At 35.8% G+C, this 19,428-nt stretch carries 19 protein-coding genes; all 19 read right to left on the bottom strand.

All coding sequences use genetic code 11. From position 1 onward, the window contains the following. Positions 1-3: 3 nt before the first annotated feature. Entirely contained in the window at positions 4-1,320 is a 1,317-nt protein-coding gene (gene fliI, locus NYE52_RS08915) for a flagellar protein export ATPase FliI (RefSeq protein WP_341192750.1), read from the bottom strand. Then, positions 1,317-2,081 carry a flagellar assembly protein FliH gene (gene fliH, locus NYE52_RS08910; protein WP_341192749.1) on the bottom strand — a complete coding sequence of 255 codons (765 nt, stop codon included), beginning with the start codon at positions 2,079-2,081 and terminating at the stop codon, positions 1,317-1,319. Before fliH ends, fliI begins: the two co-directional genes overlap by 4 nt. Further along, a complete protein-coding gene (gene fliG / locus NYE52_RS08905) occupies positions 2,074-3,090 on the bottom strand; it encodes a flagellar motor switch protein FliG (protein ID WP_341192748.1) in 1,017 nt (338 codons plus the stop codon). The genes fliH and fliG overlap by 8 nt, the downstream gene beginning before the upstream one ends. Before the next feature lie 13 nt (positions 3,091-3,103). Then, entirely contained in the window at positions 3,104-4,690 is a 1,587-nt protein-coding gene (gene fliF, locus NYE52_RS08900) for a flagellar basal-body MS-ring/collar protein FliF (protein WP_341192747.1), read from the bottom strand. A 234-nt stretch (positions 4,691-4,924) separates the two neighbouring features. Continuing rightward, positions 4,925-5,233: a flagellar hook-basal body complex protein FliE gene (gene fliE, locus NYE52_RS08895; RefSeq protein WP_341192746.1), complete on the bottom strand. Its 309-nt coding sequence runs from the start codon at positions 5,231-5,233 to the stop codon at positions 4,925-4,927. A 19-nt stretch (positions 5,234-5,252) separates the two neighbouring features. After that, positions 5,253-5,705, bottom strand: coding sequence for a flagellar basal body rod protein FlgC (flgC, locus tag NYE52_RS08890; RefSeq protein WP_341192745.1), 453 nt, complete (start codon positions 5,703-5,705; stop codon positions 5,253-5,255). A 2-nt stretch (positions 5,706-5,707) separates the two neighbouring features. Beyond that, positions 5,708-6,088: a flagellar basal body rod protein FlgB gene (gene flgB, locus NYE52_RS08885; RefSeq protein ID WP_341192744.1), complete on the bottom strand. Its 381-nt coding sequence runs from the start codon at positions 6,086-6,088 to the stop codon at positions 5,708-5,710. A 492-nt stretch (positions 6,089-6,580) separates the two neighbouring features. Beyond that, positions 6,581-7,363, bottom strand: a complete 783-nt coding sequence (codY, locus tag NYE52_RS08880; RefSeq protein WP_341192743.1) for a GTP-sensing pleiotropic transcriptional regulator CodY — start codon at positions 7,361-7,363, stop codon at positions 6,581-6,583. Positions 7,364-7,457: 94 nt separating this feature from the next. Further along, complete coding sequence (gene hslU / locus NYE52_RS08875; protein ID WP_341192742.1) at positions 7,458-8,867, bottom strand: HslU--HslV peptidase ATPase subunit; 1,410 nt, start codon at positions 8,865-8,867, stop codon at positions 7,458-7,460. Between the two features lie 15 nt (positions 8,868-8,882). After that, the gene (gene hslV, locus NYE52_RS08870; protein WP_284561348.1) at positions 8,883-9,425 is read right to left on the bottom strand and encodes an ATP-dependent protease subunit HslV; all 543 of its coding nucleotides are present in this window, start codon (positions 9,423-9,425) and stop codon (positions 8,883-8,885) included. Between the two features lie 33 nt (positions 9,426-9,458). Next, the gene (gene xerC / locus NYE52_RS08865) at positions 9,459-10,361 is read right to left on the bottom strand and encodes a tyrosine recombinase XerC (protein ID WP_341192741.1); all 903 of its coding nucleotides are present in this window, start codon (positions 10,359-10,361) and stop codon (positions 9,459-9,461) included. A gap of 415 nt (positions 10,362-10,776) precedes the next feature. Next, the gene (gene topA / locus NYE52_RS08860) at positions 10,777-12,852 is read right to left on the bottom strand and encodes a type I DNA topoisomerase (protein WP_341192740.1); all 2,076 of its coding nucleotides are present in this window, start codon (positions 12,850-12,852) and stop codon (positions 10,777-10,779) included. Positions 12,853-13,420: 568 nt separating this feature from the next. Further along, positions 13,421-14,287: a DNA-processing protein DprA gene (gene dprA / locus NYE52_RS08855; RefSeq protein WP_341192739.1), complete on the bottom strand. Its 867-nt coding sequence runs from the start codon at positions 14,285-14,287 to the stop codon at positions 13,421-13,423. A 246-nt stretch (positions 14,288-14,533) separates the two neighbouring features. Continuing rightward, a complete protein-coding gene (sucD, locus tag NYE52_RS08850) occupies positions 14,534-15,451 on the bottom strand; it encodes a succinate--CoA ligase subunit alpha (protein WP_341192738.1) in 918 nt (305 codons plus the stop codon). Continuing rightward, a complete protein-coding gene (gene sucC, locus NYE52_RS08845) occupies positions 15,451-16,626 on the bottom strand; it encodes an ADP-forming succinate--CoA ligase subunit beta (protein WP_341192737.1) in 1,176 nt (391 codons plus the stop codon). Before sucC ends, sucD begins: the two co-directional genes overlap by 1 nt. 301 nt (positions 16,627-16,927) lie before the next feature. Next, entirely contained in the window at positions 16,928-17,203 is a 276-nt protein-coding gene (locus NYE52_RS08840; protein WP_341192736.1) for an EscU/YscU/HrcU family type III secretion system export apparatus switch protein, read from the bottom strand. Next, positions 17,200-17,889, bottom strand: a complete 690-nt coding sequence (locus NYE52_RS08835) for a hypothetical protein (RefSeq protein WP_341192735.1) — start codon at positions 17,887-17,889, stop codon at positions 17,200-17,202. Before NYE52_RS08835 ends, NYE52_RS08840 begins: the two co-directional genes overlap by 4 nt. Next, on the bottom strand, positions 17,886-18,455 hold the full coding sequence (locus tag NYE52_RS08830) for a hypothetical protein (RefSeq protein WP_341192734.1): 570 nt from the start codon (positions 18,453-18,455) through the stop codon (positions 17,886-17,888). Before NYE52_RS08830 ends, NYE52_RS08835 begins: the two co-directional genes overlap by 4 nt. A 50-nt stretch (positions 18,456-18,505) precedes the next feature. Then, the gene (locus NYE52_RS08825; RefSeq protein WP_341192733.1) at positions 18,506-19,282 is read right to left on the bottom strand and encodes a ribonuclease HII; all 777 of its coding nucleotides are present in this window, start codon (positions 19,280-19,282) and stop codon (positions 18,506-18,508) included. Positions 19,283-19,428 lie beyond the last annotated feature (146 nt).

Genomic DNA, 19,428 nt, shown 5'->3' with positions numbered 1-19,428 from the left:
CTATTATCCCTCTGTTCCAACTAAAGTTAATAAGGAATGGAGGCTTTCTTCAATTGAAACCTTCTCATCTGTTGCCTGCTTTATATAGGACAGAATACCTGGATACAACCTAATCGCCGTATCGATTTCTTTAGAAGAACCTTTCTTATAAGCCCCTATATTGATTAAATCTTCGGAATTCATATACGTACTAAGAAGATCTCGCAATCGCTCTGCCGCTTTTACATGTTCTTTTGGCACGATATGATTCATTACACGGCTAACACTTTTCAAAACATTAACAGCGGGATATTGCCCCTTATTTGCGAGCGCTCGATCTAGTACATAGTGCCCATCTAAAATCCCCCGCACTGTATCTGCAATTGGCTCGTTCATATCATCCCCATCAACAAGTACGGTATAAAAAGCCGTTATACTTCCGTATTCATTTGTACCGGTTCTCTCAAGAAGTTTTGGCAATATCGCAAAAACAGATGGTGTGTAGCCTTTCGTAGTTGGCGGCTCCCCTATAGCTAGTCCAACTTCCCTTTGTGCCATAGCAACACGTGTAACGGAATCCATCATTAACATGACATTTAAGCCCTTATCACGAAAGTATTCAGCAATCGCCGTAGCTGTATAAGCACCCTTTATTCTCATTAATGCTGGTTGATCGGATGTAGCAACGACAACTATGGACCTTTTCAATCCTTCTGGACCTAAATCACGTTCAATAAATTCTCGTACTTCTCTTCCCCGTTCTCCGATTAAGGCAATGACATTTAAATCCGCTTTTGTATTTCTTGCAATCATCCCAAGTAATGTACTTTTTCCAACACCACTACCGGCAAAAATGCCAAGCCTTTGACCAGTACCGACAGTTAAAAGACCATCAATTAATCGAACGCCAACTTCCATTGATTGCGAGATAGGAGGTCTCGTCATTGGGTTAGGAGGTTCTTGATCAATTGGAACAGACTTTAAACCTTTTGGTAACATCGAACCATCTAAAGGCATTCCTAATGCATCAATTGCCGTCCCAATTAACCCAGGTCCTACCTTTATTTCTAGTGGTTCAGATGAAGCTTCTACTAAGCAGCCTGGTGAAATATCATTTACCGTTGTATAGGGCATTAAAATTATATTTTCATCATTAAATCCGACTACTTCTGCTTTAATGATTCGTTTATGTTTTGTTCCTATATGAATATTACAAACATCCCCAATTGAACTGGTTGGTCCCTGTGACTCGATCATTAATCCTACTACTTTTTTCACACGACCATATTGTTTATAAGTGTCAATGGACGAAATCGAGCTTAGTAATGCTTGTGCTTTCAACCTTCTTCACTCTCCAATATTTCAAGTAGCTTATTTTTAATCATGAGTAATTGTGTATCTACACTTGCATCTAAACGACCAGTTGCTGTTTCAATGATACAACCATTCTCTTCCATCGTTTCATCAGGAAAAATGAAAAGGCTTGGCTTAATCGGGAATAATTGTAATAGTTCCTCTTTTTCCCCTATTATCATTTCGTAATGGATAGGGTTCACATGTAATTGTATTTCTTTCTGTTTTCTCACTTCTTTTAAGGCATTTTGCACAAGAGGAATGAAATTTTGTTGTTCTTCACTAATCTTGCTGTTGATAATTTTTCCTGCAACTTCAAGAGCCAGCTCTAAAATAGTACTTTCAGCAGATTGTAAATACTTTTCATAATCAGTCTTAGATGCAGCTACTGTATCTTTTGCTTGTTGAATGTAGCTGTACGCTTCTTGGTAGCCAATGTTTTGGCCTTCCTCAAATCCTGCTTGAAAGCCATTTTTTTTTGCTTCTTCTATTAAATGTACTTTTTCTAATTCCCAATTTTGCTTTTCTTCTGAAAGCTGAACTCTTATCTGTTCAGCTTCAGCTAAAGCCTGGTTCTTCCATGCTTCGGCTTCTTCATGTGCTGTATTTATTATTTTGTTATATTCACTTTGAGTAACTTCTCTAGATTTTTCAAATTCAGAATCGAAGGCATCTATATACTTAATCGAAATAACTTTCTCTTTCGTATCATCAGGGTTTGAATATCTTGACTTAATTAACCTAGACAATGATGTCATCTCCTCCGCCACGAGCAACCACAATTTCTCCTGAATCTTCCAGACGTCTAATGATTGCAACAATTCTGGATTGCGCTTCTTCCACATCTTTTAAGCGAACTGGTCCCATAAATTCCATTTCTTCTTTAAAGGATTCAGCCATTCTCGTAGACATATTGCTGTAAACAATCTCTTTCACTTCATCACCAGAAACTTTAAGTGCAAGCATTAGATCTTCATTTTCACAATCACGTATAATTCTTTGGATTGCTCTGTTATCCAATGTAACAATATCTTCAAAGACAAACATTCTTTTCTTAATTTCTTCTGCTAATTCTGGATCTTGGATTTCAAGCGCATCTAAAATGGTTCGCTCTGTAGCTCTATCAACCCCATTTAGCACTTCAACAACTGCTTCAATACCACCAGTTTGTGTATAGTCTTGTGTAACAGTACTAGATAGTTTTCTTTCCAATATTTGTTCCACTTCATTGATAATTTCAGGAGAAGTGCTATCCATTACAGCGATTCTTCTTGCAATATCAGCTTGTACTTCCTGTGGCAATTCAGACAATATTTGTCCTGCCTGCGTTGGATCCAAGTACGATAAGATTAATGCGATTGTCTGTGGATGTTCGTTTTGGATAAAATTTAATATTTGGCTTGGATCTGCTTTTCTTGCAAAATCAAAAGGTCTTACTTGAAGGGAAGAAGTCAATCTATTTAAGATAATAGATGCTTGTTCTGAACCAAGCGCCTTCTCCAACACTGTTTTTGCATATCCAATACCACCTTGAGAGATATAATCTTGAGCAAGTGCGATATTATGAAATTCTTCTAAAACATTTTCTTTAGAAGTATTCTCCACTTTTCTAACTCCTGATATCTCAAGTGACAATCGTTCAATCTCTTCCTCACTTAAATGTTTATAAACCGAAGCTGCAACATCAGGACCTAATGATATAAGGAGAATGGCCGCTTTTTGCTTGCCAGATAATTCATTTGATTCTTTCCTTGCCATTTAACAACACTCCTTACTCTTCCGTAATCCATGTACGAAGTAATTTTGCAAATTCCTCTGGTTTTTCTTTTGCCATTTTTTCAAGTTGTTTTCTTCTGATCGTACCTTCATTCTCTTGCTCATCATTTATATCAACGACAGGTGTAACTGGTTGAATAATTTCTTCCACTTCTTCTTGTTTCTTTTTCTTTCTCGCATTCATAAATAAGAAGATTAATAGAATAATAATGGCAAGTAATGTTCCACCAACTGCATAAATCCACCATGGAATCGACGCTTTTACTACTTCTGTCGTTTGCGTTTTTCCATTAAATGGTTGAACAGACACTGCAATCTTACTTTGAACATCCTCATCTGTCAGTTCTCCACCAGTAGAAGTTTTATCAATAGATGTTCGAACGATTGTTCCTAAAATATTGGAAATATCATCAATGCTTTCCTGTGGTAAGGAAGTAGTATCATTTGCATCAGGTGGCTCTACCATTACCTGAATGCCTAAATCACGAATTTTATAAGGACTTTCAACAATTTGTTTTTTTATACGATTTACTTCACTATTAACGGTTTGTTCGACTTTTTCATAATCGCCATTACCGGATCCTGTTTCTGCATTATATGTTGTTGTATCTGTACCCTCTTCTGCTTGTACAACTCCACCATTTGCAGCATTTTCACCTGTATATGTTTCAGTAATATTTTGGGCACTAATTTCAATTCCTGACATATTTTCTTCATCAACAGGTGTAACTAGGTTTTCTTCTCTATTTTCTTGGGTAAAGTCAATATCAGCAGTAACAGATACAACGACTTTATCTTGTCCCATTAAAGTTCCTAACATTGTTTGTACTTGTCTTTGAATATCACGTTCAATTTGTTTTTTCACATTGTTTTGCGCAGTAAAAGTATCTGTCGCAGAATTATTTGAAGAATTTAAATCAAAATACTCAAAGTTTTGGTTAGTTATGACGATATTATCTGTAGGAAGGTTTGGTACACTTTTGGACACGAGTGTATATAACCCTTTAATTTGATTTTCCGAGAAGTTATAGCCTGGTTTCGTATTTAATACGATAGAGGCTGTAGCTTCTCCACCTTGATCAGAAACAAATACACTTTCTTCTGGTAAAGTGATAACAACATCTGCGTTATTAATCCCTTCAACACCTTTGATTAAGTTTGCAATTTCAGTTTGTAAAGCATCTAGTTTTAAAACATTAAATTCGTTATCTGTCATTCCAAAGCTTGCATTCTCGCTAAAGAAGGAATAATCAATACTACCTGACTTCGGAATGCCTTCTGCTGCTAGTTCCACTTTTAATGTGTCTACCACTTCTTCTGGAACACTAATAACTGTACCCCCACCAGAAATTTCAGAAGTTATCCCTCTACCATCAAGACTCTCTTTAATAGCACCTGTTTCAGAAGGCGTTAAATTACTGTAAAGTGGTACTAATGTTACTCTCGTAAAAAAATAAGCCGAAAATATAACAACTAGAAGAAGCAAAAGTCCGCTACTTGTAATCACAGTCTTTTGCTTTTTTGTACGACTCTGCCAATACTCTTTTAAAGGATTAAATATTTTATTTAGATTTTCTTTCATTATCTTCCCCCGGCTACCGTAATTTTGTTTAGGTAAAAACCGCCCATCTTTTATGTCAAATGTTTTTCCTCTATTGAATGAAGCCCGTTTATCGCATGGACACTTGCTTACACGGGAGATTTTGCATTCACTCCGTTATGCTACGCTTCGCAGAGCTTTGTCACTTTATAGAGTAGGATTAAACGCCCACTCTATTTAACATTCAACCATATTTTTTTTGAAACAGTCTTTATATTACACGGACATTCGCATTATTTCTTGATAAGCTTCTACTGCTTTATTACGTATTTCCATTGTAGCTTGCATAGTAATACTTGCTTTTTGAGATGCGATCATCACTTGAGATAAATCGACATTTTCACCTTTTGCTAGCTTATTTGTCAGCACATCTGATTCATTTTGTGCTTGATTGACACTGTTAATAGATTCTTTTAAAAAGGAAGCAAAGTTTTTTTGAGTATTTGCAACAGATGTTTTATTAGTAGTTGCTGTATTCGTTAATGGAAATGCAGAAGATACTGTTGAAAAATTTAATGGTTCCATCTAATTACCTCTTTTCGCTCTATTTACCGATTTCTAATGTTTTCATTAACATACTTTTTGAAGCATTTAAAACAGTGACATTCGCTTCATAAGATCTAGAAGCACTCATTAAGTCAACCATCTCACGCAATGGATCTACGTTAGGCATATTAACATATCCATTCTCATCCGCATCTGGATTTTCCGGATCATAAACCATCTCAAATGGTGTTTCGTCTTCTACAATTTGCGATACTTTCACTCCTGCACCTGCATCATTGTTATTTCCTCTGGCGGCATTTAAATGCGAAGCAAAGGAACCTTCTTGCTCTTGAAAAACAACTTGTTTTCGCTTGTAAGGCTCCCACTCACCATTTACTAATTTCCCTCTCGTTGTATCAACGTTCGCCATATTAGAAGAAATAACATCCATTCTTAACCTTTGGGCTGTTAAAGCAGAGGCTGTAGTGTTTATACTATTAAAAATAGTCATCCTTACTTACCTCCTCTAATTACACTTTCTAATGAACTAAATTTACCACTAATCCGATCAATTAACGCATTGTAGTATATTTGATTTGTTGCAAGGTCTGTCATTTCTTTATCCATATCCACGCTATTGCCGCTGTTATTATAAGTAACTCCATTTTTTGAAACAACTGCTGTGGAAGAGTTAGAAGATGCAAAAGAAATATGTTTACTATTTGTTACGTTCGCACTCATTGCACTCGATAACGAATCTTTAAAAGTTACTGTTTTCGCTTTATAGTTTGGTGTATCTACATTTGCGATATTTTGCGCAATAACCTTTTGCTTTTGATTCGAATAATTTATTGCATTTTCTAAGGTTGTTATTGTATTAGAAAAAAGATTCACTTTATCACACCTCAAGAAATCATTTTTAAGAAAATTGTTGAATATTGTTTTTTTATGACGTTTTTTTTACATGATAGGTTTAATTTTAATTAATTTGTAATAAGATGTCTATGGTAAAGAGGAGAATTTTAATGATGCTTTTTACCTATTTTAGTTTACATTCGACATATTTCATCGTTTTTCTGGTAAAAAGTTGGTGATTTATACATTTATCTATTACTTTTTTCGTGGTCATTAATTACTAATTGATACAATATATTGGCTATGTACACAAATATACAGGGAAACACTCTGTCATGTAAATGAAAAATAATTGGTAAATGTGCGGTTTTTGTCGAATGATATGTTTAGATTAAATAATCTTTTCTTCCTGTTCATTTTAATACTTTCTTCAAATACTTATGTAGACACAAAAAAACCTTTTCACATAGCTGAAAAGGTTTTTTATCTTCATCTGTTACATAAATGAATTTATTTCGGAACAGATAAGTATTATTTATTTGTTTTTAATTTCTCAAGCTCTAATAAGAATTTATCATTAAGTACTTTAATATAAGTACCTTTCATTCCTAAAGAACGAGACTCGATAACGCCAGCACTTTCTAATTTACGCAATGCATTTACAATTACAGATCTTGTAATACCAACACGGTCTGCAATTTTAGAAGCTACTAACAATCCTTCATTACCATTTAATTCTTCAAAAATATGCTCAATTGCTTCTAATTCACTATAGGATAGAGAGCTAATCGCCATTTGAACAACCGCTTTGCTTCTTGCTTCTTCTTCAATTTCTTCTGCTTTTTCACGAAGAATTTCCATACCAACTACAGTAGCACCATATTCAGCAAGAATTAAATCATCATCTTGGAATTGTTCTTGTAATCTTGCAAGAATTAATGTTCCAAGTCTTTCTCCACCACCAATAATTGGTACAATTGTAGTAAGACCTTTTGCAAATAATTCTTTATTTTCAACTGGGAAAGCTGTATATTCACTTTCAATTTCTAAGTTGCTTGATGTAGTCTGAATATTAAACAAGCTATTTGTATATTCTTCTGGGAATTGGCGATCTTCAAGCATCTTTTTCATGCGATCATTTTCAATTTGCTGATTAACTGCAAAACCAAGTAGTTTCCCTCTTCTACTTACAACGAAAATATTTGCTTCAATAACGTCACTTAACGTTTCAGACATTTCCTTAAAATTAACTGGTTTTCCTGCAGCTCTTTGTAGCATTGCGTTTATTTTTCTAGTTTTTGTTAATAAATCCATTTCATATTCCTCCTGTTAACTAAAACCAACACTTGAAATAATCTATGTCTACTTATACCTTTACCTTTCAGGAGTACATTTTCGTTCTACTAAATTATAGTATAAATTGACTTAAGTCTTTATTTCTTGAGATGGCTCCTAACTTTTCCTCCACATACTTTGGAGTAATCGTTATTTTTTCCATTGTTATTTCTGGTGCTTCGAAAGACAAGTCTTCCAATAGTTTTTCTAGAATTGTATGAAGTCTACGCGCACCGATATTATCTGTATTTTGATTCACTTCATAAGCTACTTCAGCTATCTTACGAATAGCTTCGTCAGAAAATTCTATTTCTATACCTTCTGTTTGTAATAATGCTTGATATTGCTTAATCAACGCATTATCTGGTTCAACAAGAATTCGATAAAAATCATCTACTGTTAATTTCGTAAGTTCTACACGAATTGGAAATCTTCCTTGCAATTCTGGGATTAAATCAGACGGCTTCGACATATGAAAAGCACCAGCAGAAATAAATAATACATGATCTGTTTTTACAGATCCATATTTTGTTACGACTGTTGATCCTTCTACTACAGGTAATATGTCTCGCTGTACGCCTTCTCTTGATACATCCGCTGAAGAACCGCCATTAGACTTACTAGCAATTTTATCAATTTCATCAATAAAGATAATACCCATTTGTTCGGCACGAACAAGAGCATCCTGTGTAACCTCATCCATATCAATTAACTTTTGCGCTTCTTCATTTGTTAGGACAATACGCGCTTCTCTAACTGTTAGTTTGCGCTTTTTCTTTTTCTTCGGCATAAAGCTACTCAAAGCATCCTGCATATTCATCCCCATTTGTTCTATACCAGAACCTTGGAGCATATCGAACATAGAAGGCTGCTGCTCTTCTACTTCTACCGTTACTACTTCGTCTTCTAGTTCGCCTAGTGCAAGTTTTTCTTTCACTATTTTTCTTTTTTCTGACTTACTAGTTTCTTCCACAGTCGACTCTTCTTCGTCTGTATCTGTAGCCCCACCGCCAAAAAGCATTTCCAAAGGATTTTTGTAATTGGTGGATTTCTTTGTAGCAGAAGGAACTAATAATTCAACAAGACGATTATTTGCTGCAATTTCTGCTCTTTCTTTCACTTGAAACATCTTTTCCTCTTTTACCAAGCGTACAGATGTTTCAACTAAATCACGAACCATAGATTCCACATCGCGTCCAACATAACCGACTTCCGTAAATTTAGTCGCTTCTACTTTAACAAATGGCGCATTAACAATTTTCGCAATTCTTCTTGCTATTTCTGTTTTACCAACTCCTGTTGGTCCAATCATTAAAATATTTTTAGGATTGATTTCATCTCTGAGTTTTTCATCCAGCAAGCTTCGGCGAAAACGGTTTCTTAATGCGACAGCCACCGCTTTTTTTGCATCCTTTTGTCCAACAATATATTGATCAAGACGCTCTACAATTTGACGAGGTGTTAAACTAGCACTTTTTTGCATAATAAAAATCCTCCCCTATAATTCTTCCACGATGATATTATTATTTGTATAAACACAAATTTCACCAGCAATCTCTAGAGCCGCTTTCGCGATGTCGTATGCAGAAAGATTATCTCCAGAATAGGTTTTGAGCGCTCTACCAGCAGCAAGTGCATAGTTCCCACCAGAACCGATTGCAAGTATACCATCATCTGGTTCAATTACTTCGCCTGTCCCAGATACTAATAATAGGTCCGTTTCATTCATAACAATCAACATCGCTTCCAGCTTTCTAAGAACTTTATCACTGCGCCAAAGCTTCGCAAGCTCCACTGATGCACGCTGTAAGTTCCCATTAAACTCATCTAATTTCCCTTCAAATAGTTCGAAAAGGGTGAAGGCATCCGCAACTGATCCCGCAAATCCTGCAATTACTTTCCCGTTAAAAAGTTTTCTTACCTTTCGGGCAGTATGTTTCATTACAACAGCATTCCCGAGTGTTACCTGACCATCACCGGACATTGCTGACTTCCCTTTATGTTTTACCGCAAAAATAGTTGTTGCATGAAATTGTGGCATTTCAGACATGTTACTTCCTCCTTATCCAATTGACTATGCCCTAGGGTGATAAGACATATATGTCTTTTTTAAATACTCATTAGTAACATGAGTATATATTTGAGTTGATGTTAAAAATGCATGACCTAATAATTCTTGAACTGTTCTCATATCTGCGCCATTTGCTAACAAATGGGTTGCAAATGAATGTCTCAATTTATGGGGATGAATTTTTCCTTGTGAGGATGAAGTATCCATCATTTTATTTAAGATATCACGAACTCCGTTATCTGTTAAAATTCCTCCGCGATAATTAACAAACAAATAAGAATGAGTTGAAGTATTTTTCATCAGCTTATTCCTACCAGTCTTTATGTACGCTTCAAGAGCTTGATGAGCAAAACTACCAAATGGAACATATCGTTCCTTTTGTCCTTTTCCCCTAACCAATACGGTAGAAACACTAAAATCAATATCGCTTAATTGAATTTTTGTACATTCTCCAACACGAATGCCAGTTGCATACAATAATTCAAGCAATGCTTTGTTTCTTAGCCCAAGGGGGGTGTTCGTATCACATGATAAAAAGAGTTGCTGCAATTCTTCCTCGTAGAAAAAATCAGGTAATCTCTTTTCTAGCTTAGGGATCGATACGGCAGAAAACGGATTATTTTCTACTACTTTTTCCCTTAGCAAAAATCGATAAAAACTTCTCAAACTAGATATTTTTCTCGCAATCGTTTTTCTTGCTAATTGCTGTGAAAAAAGCTCTGTTAAGTATATTCTTACATCAGATGGACTAACGTCTTCTAACTTGTCTATTACTTGATCTTTCATAAAGTGAAAGAATTGATTAATATCTTGCGTATAAAATTCTATTGTATATGGTGAGTAATTCTTTTCAATCTGCAAATAGGTAATAAATGCCTGTACATGATTGTTTAATTCCAGTTTCATAACCTCACCTCACAACGGCTTCATCATATTATCATACTTTTTATCTACAAGCAATAAATTTACATATTTTTCACAAAGTTCCGAATTGTTTGTCACAATATTTTCGTTTTATGTTTATTTCTTCCTTTTTCCCTAAGATTAGTATAGCTAATCCTACATTATAGGAAGTAATCACTCATAGCATTTTACTATACGAATGAAAGAATGAAAAGTTTCTACTTCAAGAGAATAAATATTTTTTTATAAAAATAATTTCCGGCTTTCATTATCTTCCAAATATATTATATTCAGTAAATCAATAAGCATAATTTGGTAGTAACAGACAAGAGAGTGAGCATACCGCTCACCCTCAAAACCATTTGCTTATTATTCTCCATTTTCCTAAAAGGTAGATGCACTATTTTAAAAGAAACCTTTAGCTTTGTGGCTCTTCTTTGTAATCACAGCTTACACACTGTACTTGTACACCTTTTTTCAATTTTTTCTCTACAAGCATGCTTTCACATTTTGGACAAGGTCTTTGGAGAGGCTTATCCCATGAAATGAAATCACATTCTGGAAAGCGATCACATCCATAAAAAATTCTGCGCTTTTTACTTTTTCTTTCAATTATATTGCCTTCATGGCACTTCGGACATTTTACGCCTATATCCTTCACAATGGCTTTTGTATTTCTGCAATCTGGGAAATTACTACAAGCCATGAATTTTCCATATCGACCCATTTTATAAACCATTGGATGACCGCACTCTTCACAGTCCTCTCCAGCTGGTTCATCTTTTATTTCAATTGTTTGCATTTCTTGCTCTGCTACTTCAAGTCTCTTCTCAAACGTTTGATAAAACTCATCAATAACTTTTACCCAATTGACTTTACCTGCTTCAATATTATCTAAATCTTGTTCCATATTGGCAGTAAATTCGATGTTTAATATTTCAGGGAAGAATTCCAAAATCAACTCTAGGACAATTTCTCCTAATTCAGTTGGAATAAAGCGTTTATTGTCAAGCGCTACATAGCCCCGTTTTTGAATCGTATCTAAGGTTGGAGCAAAGGTTGATGGTCTCCCTATTCCTAATTCTTCAAGTGTTCTTACCAGTCTCGCTTCTGTATAGCGTGGAGGCGGCTGAGTAAAATGCTGCTTTGTATCAATATCTTTATTTAATACCGTGTCCCCTTCTTTCAAATCAGGAAGCTGTCGATCTTTTTCGTCCACATTATCATCTGTGCCTTCCACATATACTTTCATAAAGCCTGGAAACTTAATTTTTGACCCGTTTGCACGGAATTTGACGTTACCGTTTGATAAATCGACACTCATTGTGTCCATTACTGCTGATGCCATTTGGCTAGCAATAAATCTTTCCCAAATTAACTTATACAATCGAAATTGATCTCGAGATAGGAATTCCTTTACCTTATTCGGCTCACGACCAATGCTAGTTGGACGAACTGCTTCATGGGCATCCTGAACCTTAGCATTTTTCTTTTCTTTTTTCTTTTCTTCTCTTGTATACTCTTTCCCGTAGTGACTGTTAATAAATTCAAATGCTTCCCCTTGGGCAACCTCTGAGATTCTAGTTGAGTCGGTTCTCATATACGTAATTAAACCAACTGTGCCTTCTTTACCAAGATCAATTCCTTCATATAATTGCTGTGCTAGCATCATCGTTTTCTTGGCACGGAAATTTAATTTACGAGCAGCTTCCTGTTGAAGAGAAGAAGTAGTAAATGGGACGGCTGGATTTCTCTTCCGTTCTTTTTTACTCACTTTATCTACGGTGAATTTATTATCATTTAACTGACTAGTTATTTTCTTAACATCTTCTTCTGAATGAAGCTCGATTTTTTCTCCATTTACCCCATAAAAGGATGCTTCAAAATTATTTTTCCCTTTAATAAAGCTTCCTTCAATGGACCAGTATTCCTCTGGCTCAAACGCTTTGATTTCTCGTTCTCTTTCAATAATGAGCCGTACAGCAACAGATTGCACTCTTCCTGCACTAAGTCCTTTTTTCACTTTTTTCCATAATAGTGGACTGATATTATATCCTACTAGACGGTCTAAAATCCTTCTAGCCTGCTGAGAATCCACTAAATCCATATTAATCGCTCGAGGGTGCTTAAATGATTCTTTAATGGCATCTTTTGTGATTTCATTGAAAACAACACGACAATCTGATTCAATGTCCACATTTAAGCTATTCGCTAAATGCCATGCAATTGCTTCCCCTTCGCGATCCGGGTCAGCTGCTAGATAGATTTTCTTCGCTTTTTTTGCAGCTGTTTTTAGTTCCTTTAAAACAGGACCTTTACCGCGGATGGTTATGTACCTCGGTTCAAATTCTTTTTCTATATCAACACCCATTTGACTTTTAGGTAGATCCCTAATATGTCCCATCGATGCTTTTACTTTATATTTTTTTCCTAAATATCGTTCTATTGTCTTTGCTTTCGCTGGGGACTCAACGATTACTAAATAATCTGACATCCACTGTCCTCCTTAAGAGGGATTTAAATATTCACTATTATTGTATACTATGTTTTGATTTGTCAAACATTCCGATAAGTAGCAAACGTTTTCACTCTCTTTTTTTATGTAAATTTTCGGTTTAAATATCTATACGTTGCAAAATGTATAACAAATTTCTAAAAATAGCAACACTTTTTTTTGAAGTTTCATGAATAATTCCAAATTTATGGAAAGATTTTGTTGCTTGCCACTCTCTTTTGTATAAGTGGTGCTTTCTGATTCCGCTTCCCTGCATACCGCGAGCGCCGAGCCGCTCCCATAGGAGTCGCCTCTCCAAACCAACTTAATAGTAGCTTTCAAATAAAGAAATCCTTATTTCATTTTGGGAAACTATACTTTACTGTCCATTTAGAGTGGTGAAAAGATAATTCCTTAAATAATTTTATGCTTATAGCGTAACACTTTCCTTTCGTATTGAAAACTATTTTCATTTGTCTATTGTGAAAATGATTATTTTTATTTTGATAAACAGCGATTTAAAACGATTTTTTTATAAATAAATCAGAGGATTTTGCTTATTTCTTCCTTAGATCAAATGCTTCCATTCTTCTATTATATCTTTCGCTTCGAGTACGGGCTTTGCGCCTTGCTGGATTAATTCATTTGGACCATCTGAATAGGGACTAAAAATATTTCCTGGTACAGCGAATACGTCTCGTCCTTCGTTGACGGCGAAATTAGCAGTAATTAAGGAGCCACTTTTCTTCTTCGCTTCTACTACTAAGGTTCCGTTACTTAACCCACTAATAATACGATTTCTCATTGGAAATTGCCATTTAAGTGGTTTTGTTAATGGGGGATATTCGGATAGAACAAGATGATGTTTCATCATTTCTCCTGCTAGCTCGCGGTTTTCTTTTGGATATATATGAAACAGTCCTCCAGCAATAACACCTATTGTTTTCCCACCATTTTCGATAGTAAGCTTATGGGCTATGGAATCTACCCCGTGTGCTAGACCACTTACTATGGTGATTTTCTCCTCTACTAATTCATTTATAAGCTGTTTAATCACTTTCGTACTATAAGTAGTTGCTAAACGGGAACCAACAATCGCCAGCTTCTTTTTCGAATGAAGCAAGGAAACATCCCCTTTCGCATAAAGAACCCAAGGAGGCTGATAAATCTCTTTTAGAAAGGGGGGATATAATGGATCAAAAAAAGGAATGGCGTGGATTTGATTATAACGATACTGGTTCAATAGCTCTTCCACATCATTGGAGTGGAGTGTTTCTACTATTTCCTTTTCTACATTTGGAGGTAACGAGGATAAAAAGGAAGGAGTTTTGTGCAACTGAAGAGTAGGATCTGCTTTTAGAAGACTTCCGATTATTTTCCAGCTAATTCCTCGACAGTGGTGCAATTTAATTAATGATTTATTTACGATTTCCATCTTTTCTTCCTTTCACTTGTCTACTTTTTCACAAAAAATTAGCTGAAATACAAAAGGAAGGCAAAAAACACTTATTATATAAGGAATTATCTTCCTTCATTATAAATATTTTTTTGGATTATGCCTAGTATTCATTTTCGCTGTTTGCTTTTGTAAATCCGCAGATTACCTATCCTCCTTACTAATCTCCAGAAAAAATCACGAAAAAACCTAGCCTTACTTTAAAATAAGGCTAGATTTTCTATTTCATTTTGTTACTACTTCATGTGTTTTACATTTTTCGTATAAGGACTGCTCTTTTAATACTTCAATAAGTGTAGCACCCATATCTGATGGAGTTGGAGATACTTTAATGCCACATTCTGTTAGCACACTGATTTTTTCATCTGCTGTGCCTTTTCCACCTGAGATAATGGCACCTGCGTGACCCATACGCTTACCTGGAGGAGCAGTGCGTCCACCGATAAATCCTACTACCGGTTTCGTCATATTTTCCTTCACCCATCGTGCTGCTTCTTCCTCTGCAGTACCACCGATTTCTCCAATCATAATTACCGCATACGTATCTTCATCTTCATTAAATGCTTTTAACGTATCGATAAAGTCTGTTCCGTTTACAGGGTCTCCCCCAATACCAACCGCTGTAGATTGGCCAATTCCAGCTTGGGAAAGTTGATGAACAGCCTCATAAGTTAGGGTTCCTGAACGAGATACAACTCCAACATGTCCCTTCTTGTGAATGTATCCTGGCATAATCCCAATCTTACATTCCTCTGGCGTAATCACACCTGGACAGTTCGGGCCTATTAATCTAGTCTTTTTCCCTTCCATATAACGTTTTACTTTCACCATATCTAGTACTGGAATATGCTCTGTAATACAGATTACTAAATCTAATTCTGCATCTACTGCTTCAAGAATAGCATCTGCTGCAAATGGTGCTGGTACATAAATAACCGATGCGTTCGCTTCTGTTACCTCAACAGCATCTTTCACCGTATTAAATACAGGTACTCCTTCTACTGTTGTCCCGCCTTTTCCTGGCGTTACTCCCCCAACGATTTTTGTACCATATTCAATCATTTGTTTTGTATGAAAAAGTGCTGTTGCACCAGTTATTCCTTGAACAAGAACCTTTGTATCTTTATTGATAAAAACACTCATTATTCGTTCCCTCCCTGTTCTACTAGAGATACAATTTTCTCAGCACCATCAGCCATTGATTCTGCTGCTACAATATCCACTCCAGATTCACGGAGAATCTTTTTACCTAAATCAACATTTGTTCCTTCTAAGCGAACAACAAGAGGTACATGAAGACTAACTTGCTTTGCAGCTTCCACAATTCCTGTTGCGATGACATCACATTTCATGATGCCTCCAAAAATATTGACAAAAATCCCTTTCACTTTTGAATCGGAAAGAATGATTTTGAATGCTTCTGTTACTTTCTCTGCTGTTGCGCCGCCCCCAACATCCAAGAAGTTAGCCGGTTCTCCGCCATAATGCTTGACAATATCCATCGTCGCCATAGCAAGTCCAGCACCATTTACCATACAGCCAATATTTCCATTTAGAGCAATATAGCTTAAGTCATATTTGGAAGCTTCTAATTCTTTCTCGTTTTCTTCATCTAAATCTCTATATGCAACAATATCTTTATGTCTATACAAAGCATTTGAATCAAAATTTAATTTTGCGTCCAACGCCATAATATTTCCATCCTCTGTTAGAACCAGTGGATTAATTTCTGCAATCGAACAGTCTTTTTCTACAAACACTTTGTATAAGCCAGTCATAAATGCAACTGCTTTATTTACTTGCTTGCTTGGGATATTAATCGCAAATGCAACTCGGCGTGCTTGAAATGGAGTTAAGCCAGTCACTGGATCAATAACTTCTTTTACAATTTTCTCTGGGTATTTCTCTGCGATTTCCTCAATTTCTGTACCGCCCTCTTCAGAAGCCATCAATACGATTCGAGATGTTGCGCGGTCCACGACAAATCCTATGTAATATTCCTTCTTGATTCGGCAGCCTTCTTCAATTAATAGTCGTTTTACTAATTTTCCTTCTGGACCTGTTTGATGCGTAACTAATGTGGTGCCTAGAATATCAGATGCATAAGTTTGTACTTCTTCTAAACTTTTTGCAACCTTTACTCCACCAGCTTTCCCTCGACCACCAGCATGGATTTGGGCTTTCACTACCCATACATCACTGTTTAATGTTTCTGCAGCTCGCACTGCCTCTTCTACTGTAAAAGCTACTTTTCCTTTTGGTACTGAAACGCCATTTAATTCTAAAATCTCTTTCCCCTGATATTCATGAATATTCAAGCTTCCACACCCCTTTAATTTCCCTTTTTTGTAAAATTGGAGACAACTGCATTATTACATCTTATAACGAAAGAATGAAATTTATTTCATTCTTTTTTGTTTCCTCTTTTGACATAAAGATCGTTATCACTGTATTAATAGGTTTTTTCGCAGTGATTTTCGATTTTTTATGTATTTAGAAAAAACAAAAATATGGTCACGCTTTCATTTTAAATGAAAAAACCTTTCTTTGTCTATAAAAAAGGCTTTTATCTTTAAATATTTTACATTCAAAAAAATTTTTTCTTGATTCTCGGTCTTTTTAGCCGTCTTTTTTCGTTATTTCCTTTTCTAAAGAATAAATAAAAGCAAATACTTCTGCGACTGCCATATATAAATCTTCCGGTATTTGTTCATTTATATTTAATTTACTTAGAAGTTCTACAAGCGAAGCATCTTCCTGGATCGGAATATTCTCTTTTTTCGCCCGTTCCAGTATTTGCTCTGCCACTAGGCCCTTTCCTTTAGCAATAACAGTAGGAGCTGCATGTTTATGCTGTTCATAGGTTAACGCTATCGCTTCTTTTCGTTTGTTCATATTTTAAGATCCACCCCTTTGTAAGTATTCACTCGCATTGCCTGCTGTTGAGTCCATACAGGCTTATCTTCTTTAGTCAGGGGTTTCGCATGAACGGACGTCAATTTATAATCGAGCTCCTGTAATTTTTCTTTTAACGGCTCTTCTGCTTTATTTATAAATGACATTATTTCTGGTGCACGATCATTAAGGATACTCATATTCATGATCCGATTTTGAATAGTTAAATCAATAACTGTATCCTGCAAGTTAGCCAGCTTTAAATAAAAAAGAATTCGACAATAATTACTATCCACTTTGCCATCTGCTGTTTTTCTTCCATTATACTGCATCGTAACATCTACCTGCTGATTAAAGAAACGAAGGGGAATTTCTGTAATTAGCTGCATAATAGGACCTGATTGCTGAGACATTAGCTGATAACCTGTCACTTTATCGATTAATTGACTAGCTGTCTCTTTCACAACAAGCGGAATATCTTTTCCCATTAACTCTAGTAGAATGGGCTTTAGCATTTCCTGAGTAGCTTGATCCGTTCCCATTGGTGATCGTTTTAACAAACCAGCTTCAAATGAATAGCCCATTTTTTGAAAGATAGTTTTTAGCATCTCTACGATATTATCTTGGGAAACGTCCCCTCCCTCCCTTAAACTAGAAAGCAAATCGTTTAAGATTGGTTCCTTCACTTTATGGGCAGAAAGCTGCTGTGCAACTCCTCTATCAGAACACTAATTCCTTTATCTGATTGTAAAGACGAAAGACTAGAAAACACTTCTTTTGTTAGCGGCAGCTCTCTTTCAAGCATAAGGCCGATTGTCGCAAGCTCTTGTTTTCCGAAAGAACTCGGTAGCCATTCCCTTATGTTTCCAATCGCTTCTTTCGTAATTGGTAGATTATTAGAAAGTAGATAATGGAGCAACATTCTATTTTCTTTTGAATTAGGAAGATTTAACTGTTGAAGCAAGCCTGTCATATTTTCTTTTTCTGTTGGCACTTCATTTGCTTGGGTTAATACTTTTAAAATCGGCTTATCATCCGTTATAGAAACTTGAAACCAATAGCTTTGATCAACGGTTACTGGAATGGTTAAGCTGGCAAGCATTTTTTGCGCGCCTATTTGTACCTCTGCCATTTGCTGAGGAAATAATTTAGTCAATTTTCCATATACTAGTTGTCCATCTCTTAATTCAAGGGCTTTGTTACCTAAACGATTTTCATGAAATAAATCGTGTACAATATGGTTAATATTCATCTACTTCCTCCTTTCTTTCTTAACAGAAATACAAACCATTCATTTACCTACTATTTATTCTCCACCATCTCTTTGACAGGGGAAAAGCTCTTACGGTGATGAATCGTAATCCCATATTCCTTGAGAGCTACTAGATGCTCCTGTGTACCATAGCCCATATTGCTTGCAAAATGATAATCAGGATATATTTCATGTAACTCTTTCATCATGCGATCTCTTGTCACTTTCGCGATAATACTTGCCGCTGCAATCGAAACACTTTTACTGTCTCCTTTAATTAGAGACTGGCTTGGGTATGGAGTTGTTAATTTCATTGCATCAATAAGTAAATAGTCTGGCGTTTGGGAAAGCTCATTAATTGCTTCTAGCATGCCTTTTTTTGTTGCTTGATAGATATTAATTCGATCAATTTCTTCAGGCGAAATAATGCCTACTCCAATAGATATTGCTTCTTTTTTAATAATCTCGTAGAATAATTCTCTTTTTTTCTCGGACAATTTCTTTGAATCATCGATACCTGGTAAATAAAAGTTTTCAGGAAGGATAACGGCTGCAGTAACAACAGGTCCTGCAAGCGGGCCTCTCCCTACTTCATCAATGCCTGCAATATATGTATATCCCTTGCTTCTTATTTCTTTTTCATAGTAATTCATCGTTACAAAATGAGCATGTAGCTTCTCTTCCTTTGCAATACGCTTATCCCATGCTTCTAGAAGCTTCTGAGCCCCTTTTCTCTCGTCTTTTCGTAATTCCAGGATAAAAGGGTCATTTACATCCTTTACCCCTTCTAGCGTCTCTTTTATTTCTTTCATCGTTGCTAATTTCATTGTTTACACCTCGATATTTATATCGGTTTATGGATTGTTTTTTTTATTGCCTGTTTTCGCAATTCTTGTTGCTACCATTTGCAGCCTGACTACAACTTGCTCTCCATAAGACTGCTAAATAAAAAAGAGAAGTGTCTGTTTTTAGC

Source organism: Niallia sp. FSL W8-0635 (assembly GCF_038007965.1).
GTDB lineage: Bacteria > Bacillota > Bacilli > Bacillales > Cytobacillaceae > Niallia.
The sequence above is the reverse complement of the archived record's forward strand: the minus strand, read 5'-3'. Positions and strand labels throughout refer to the sequence as shown.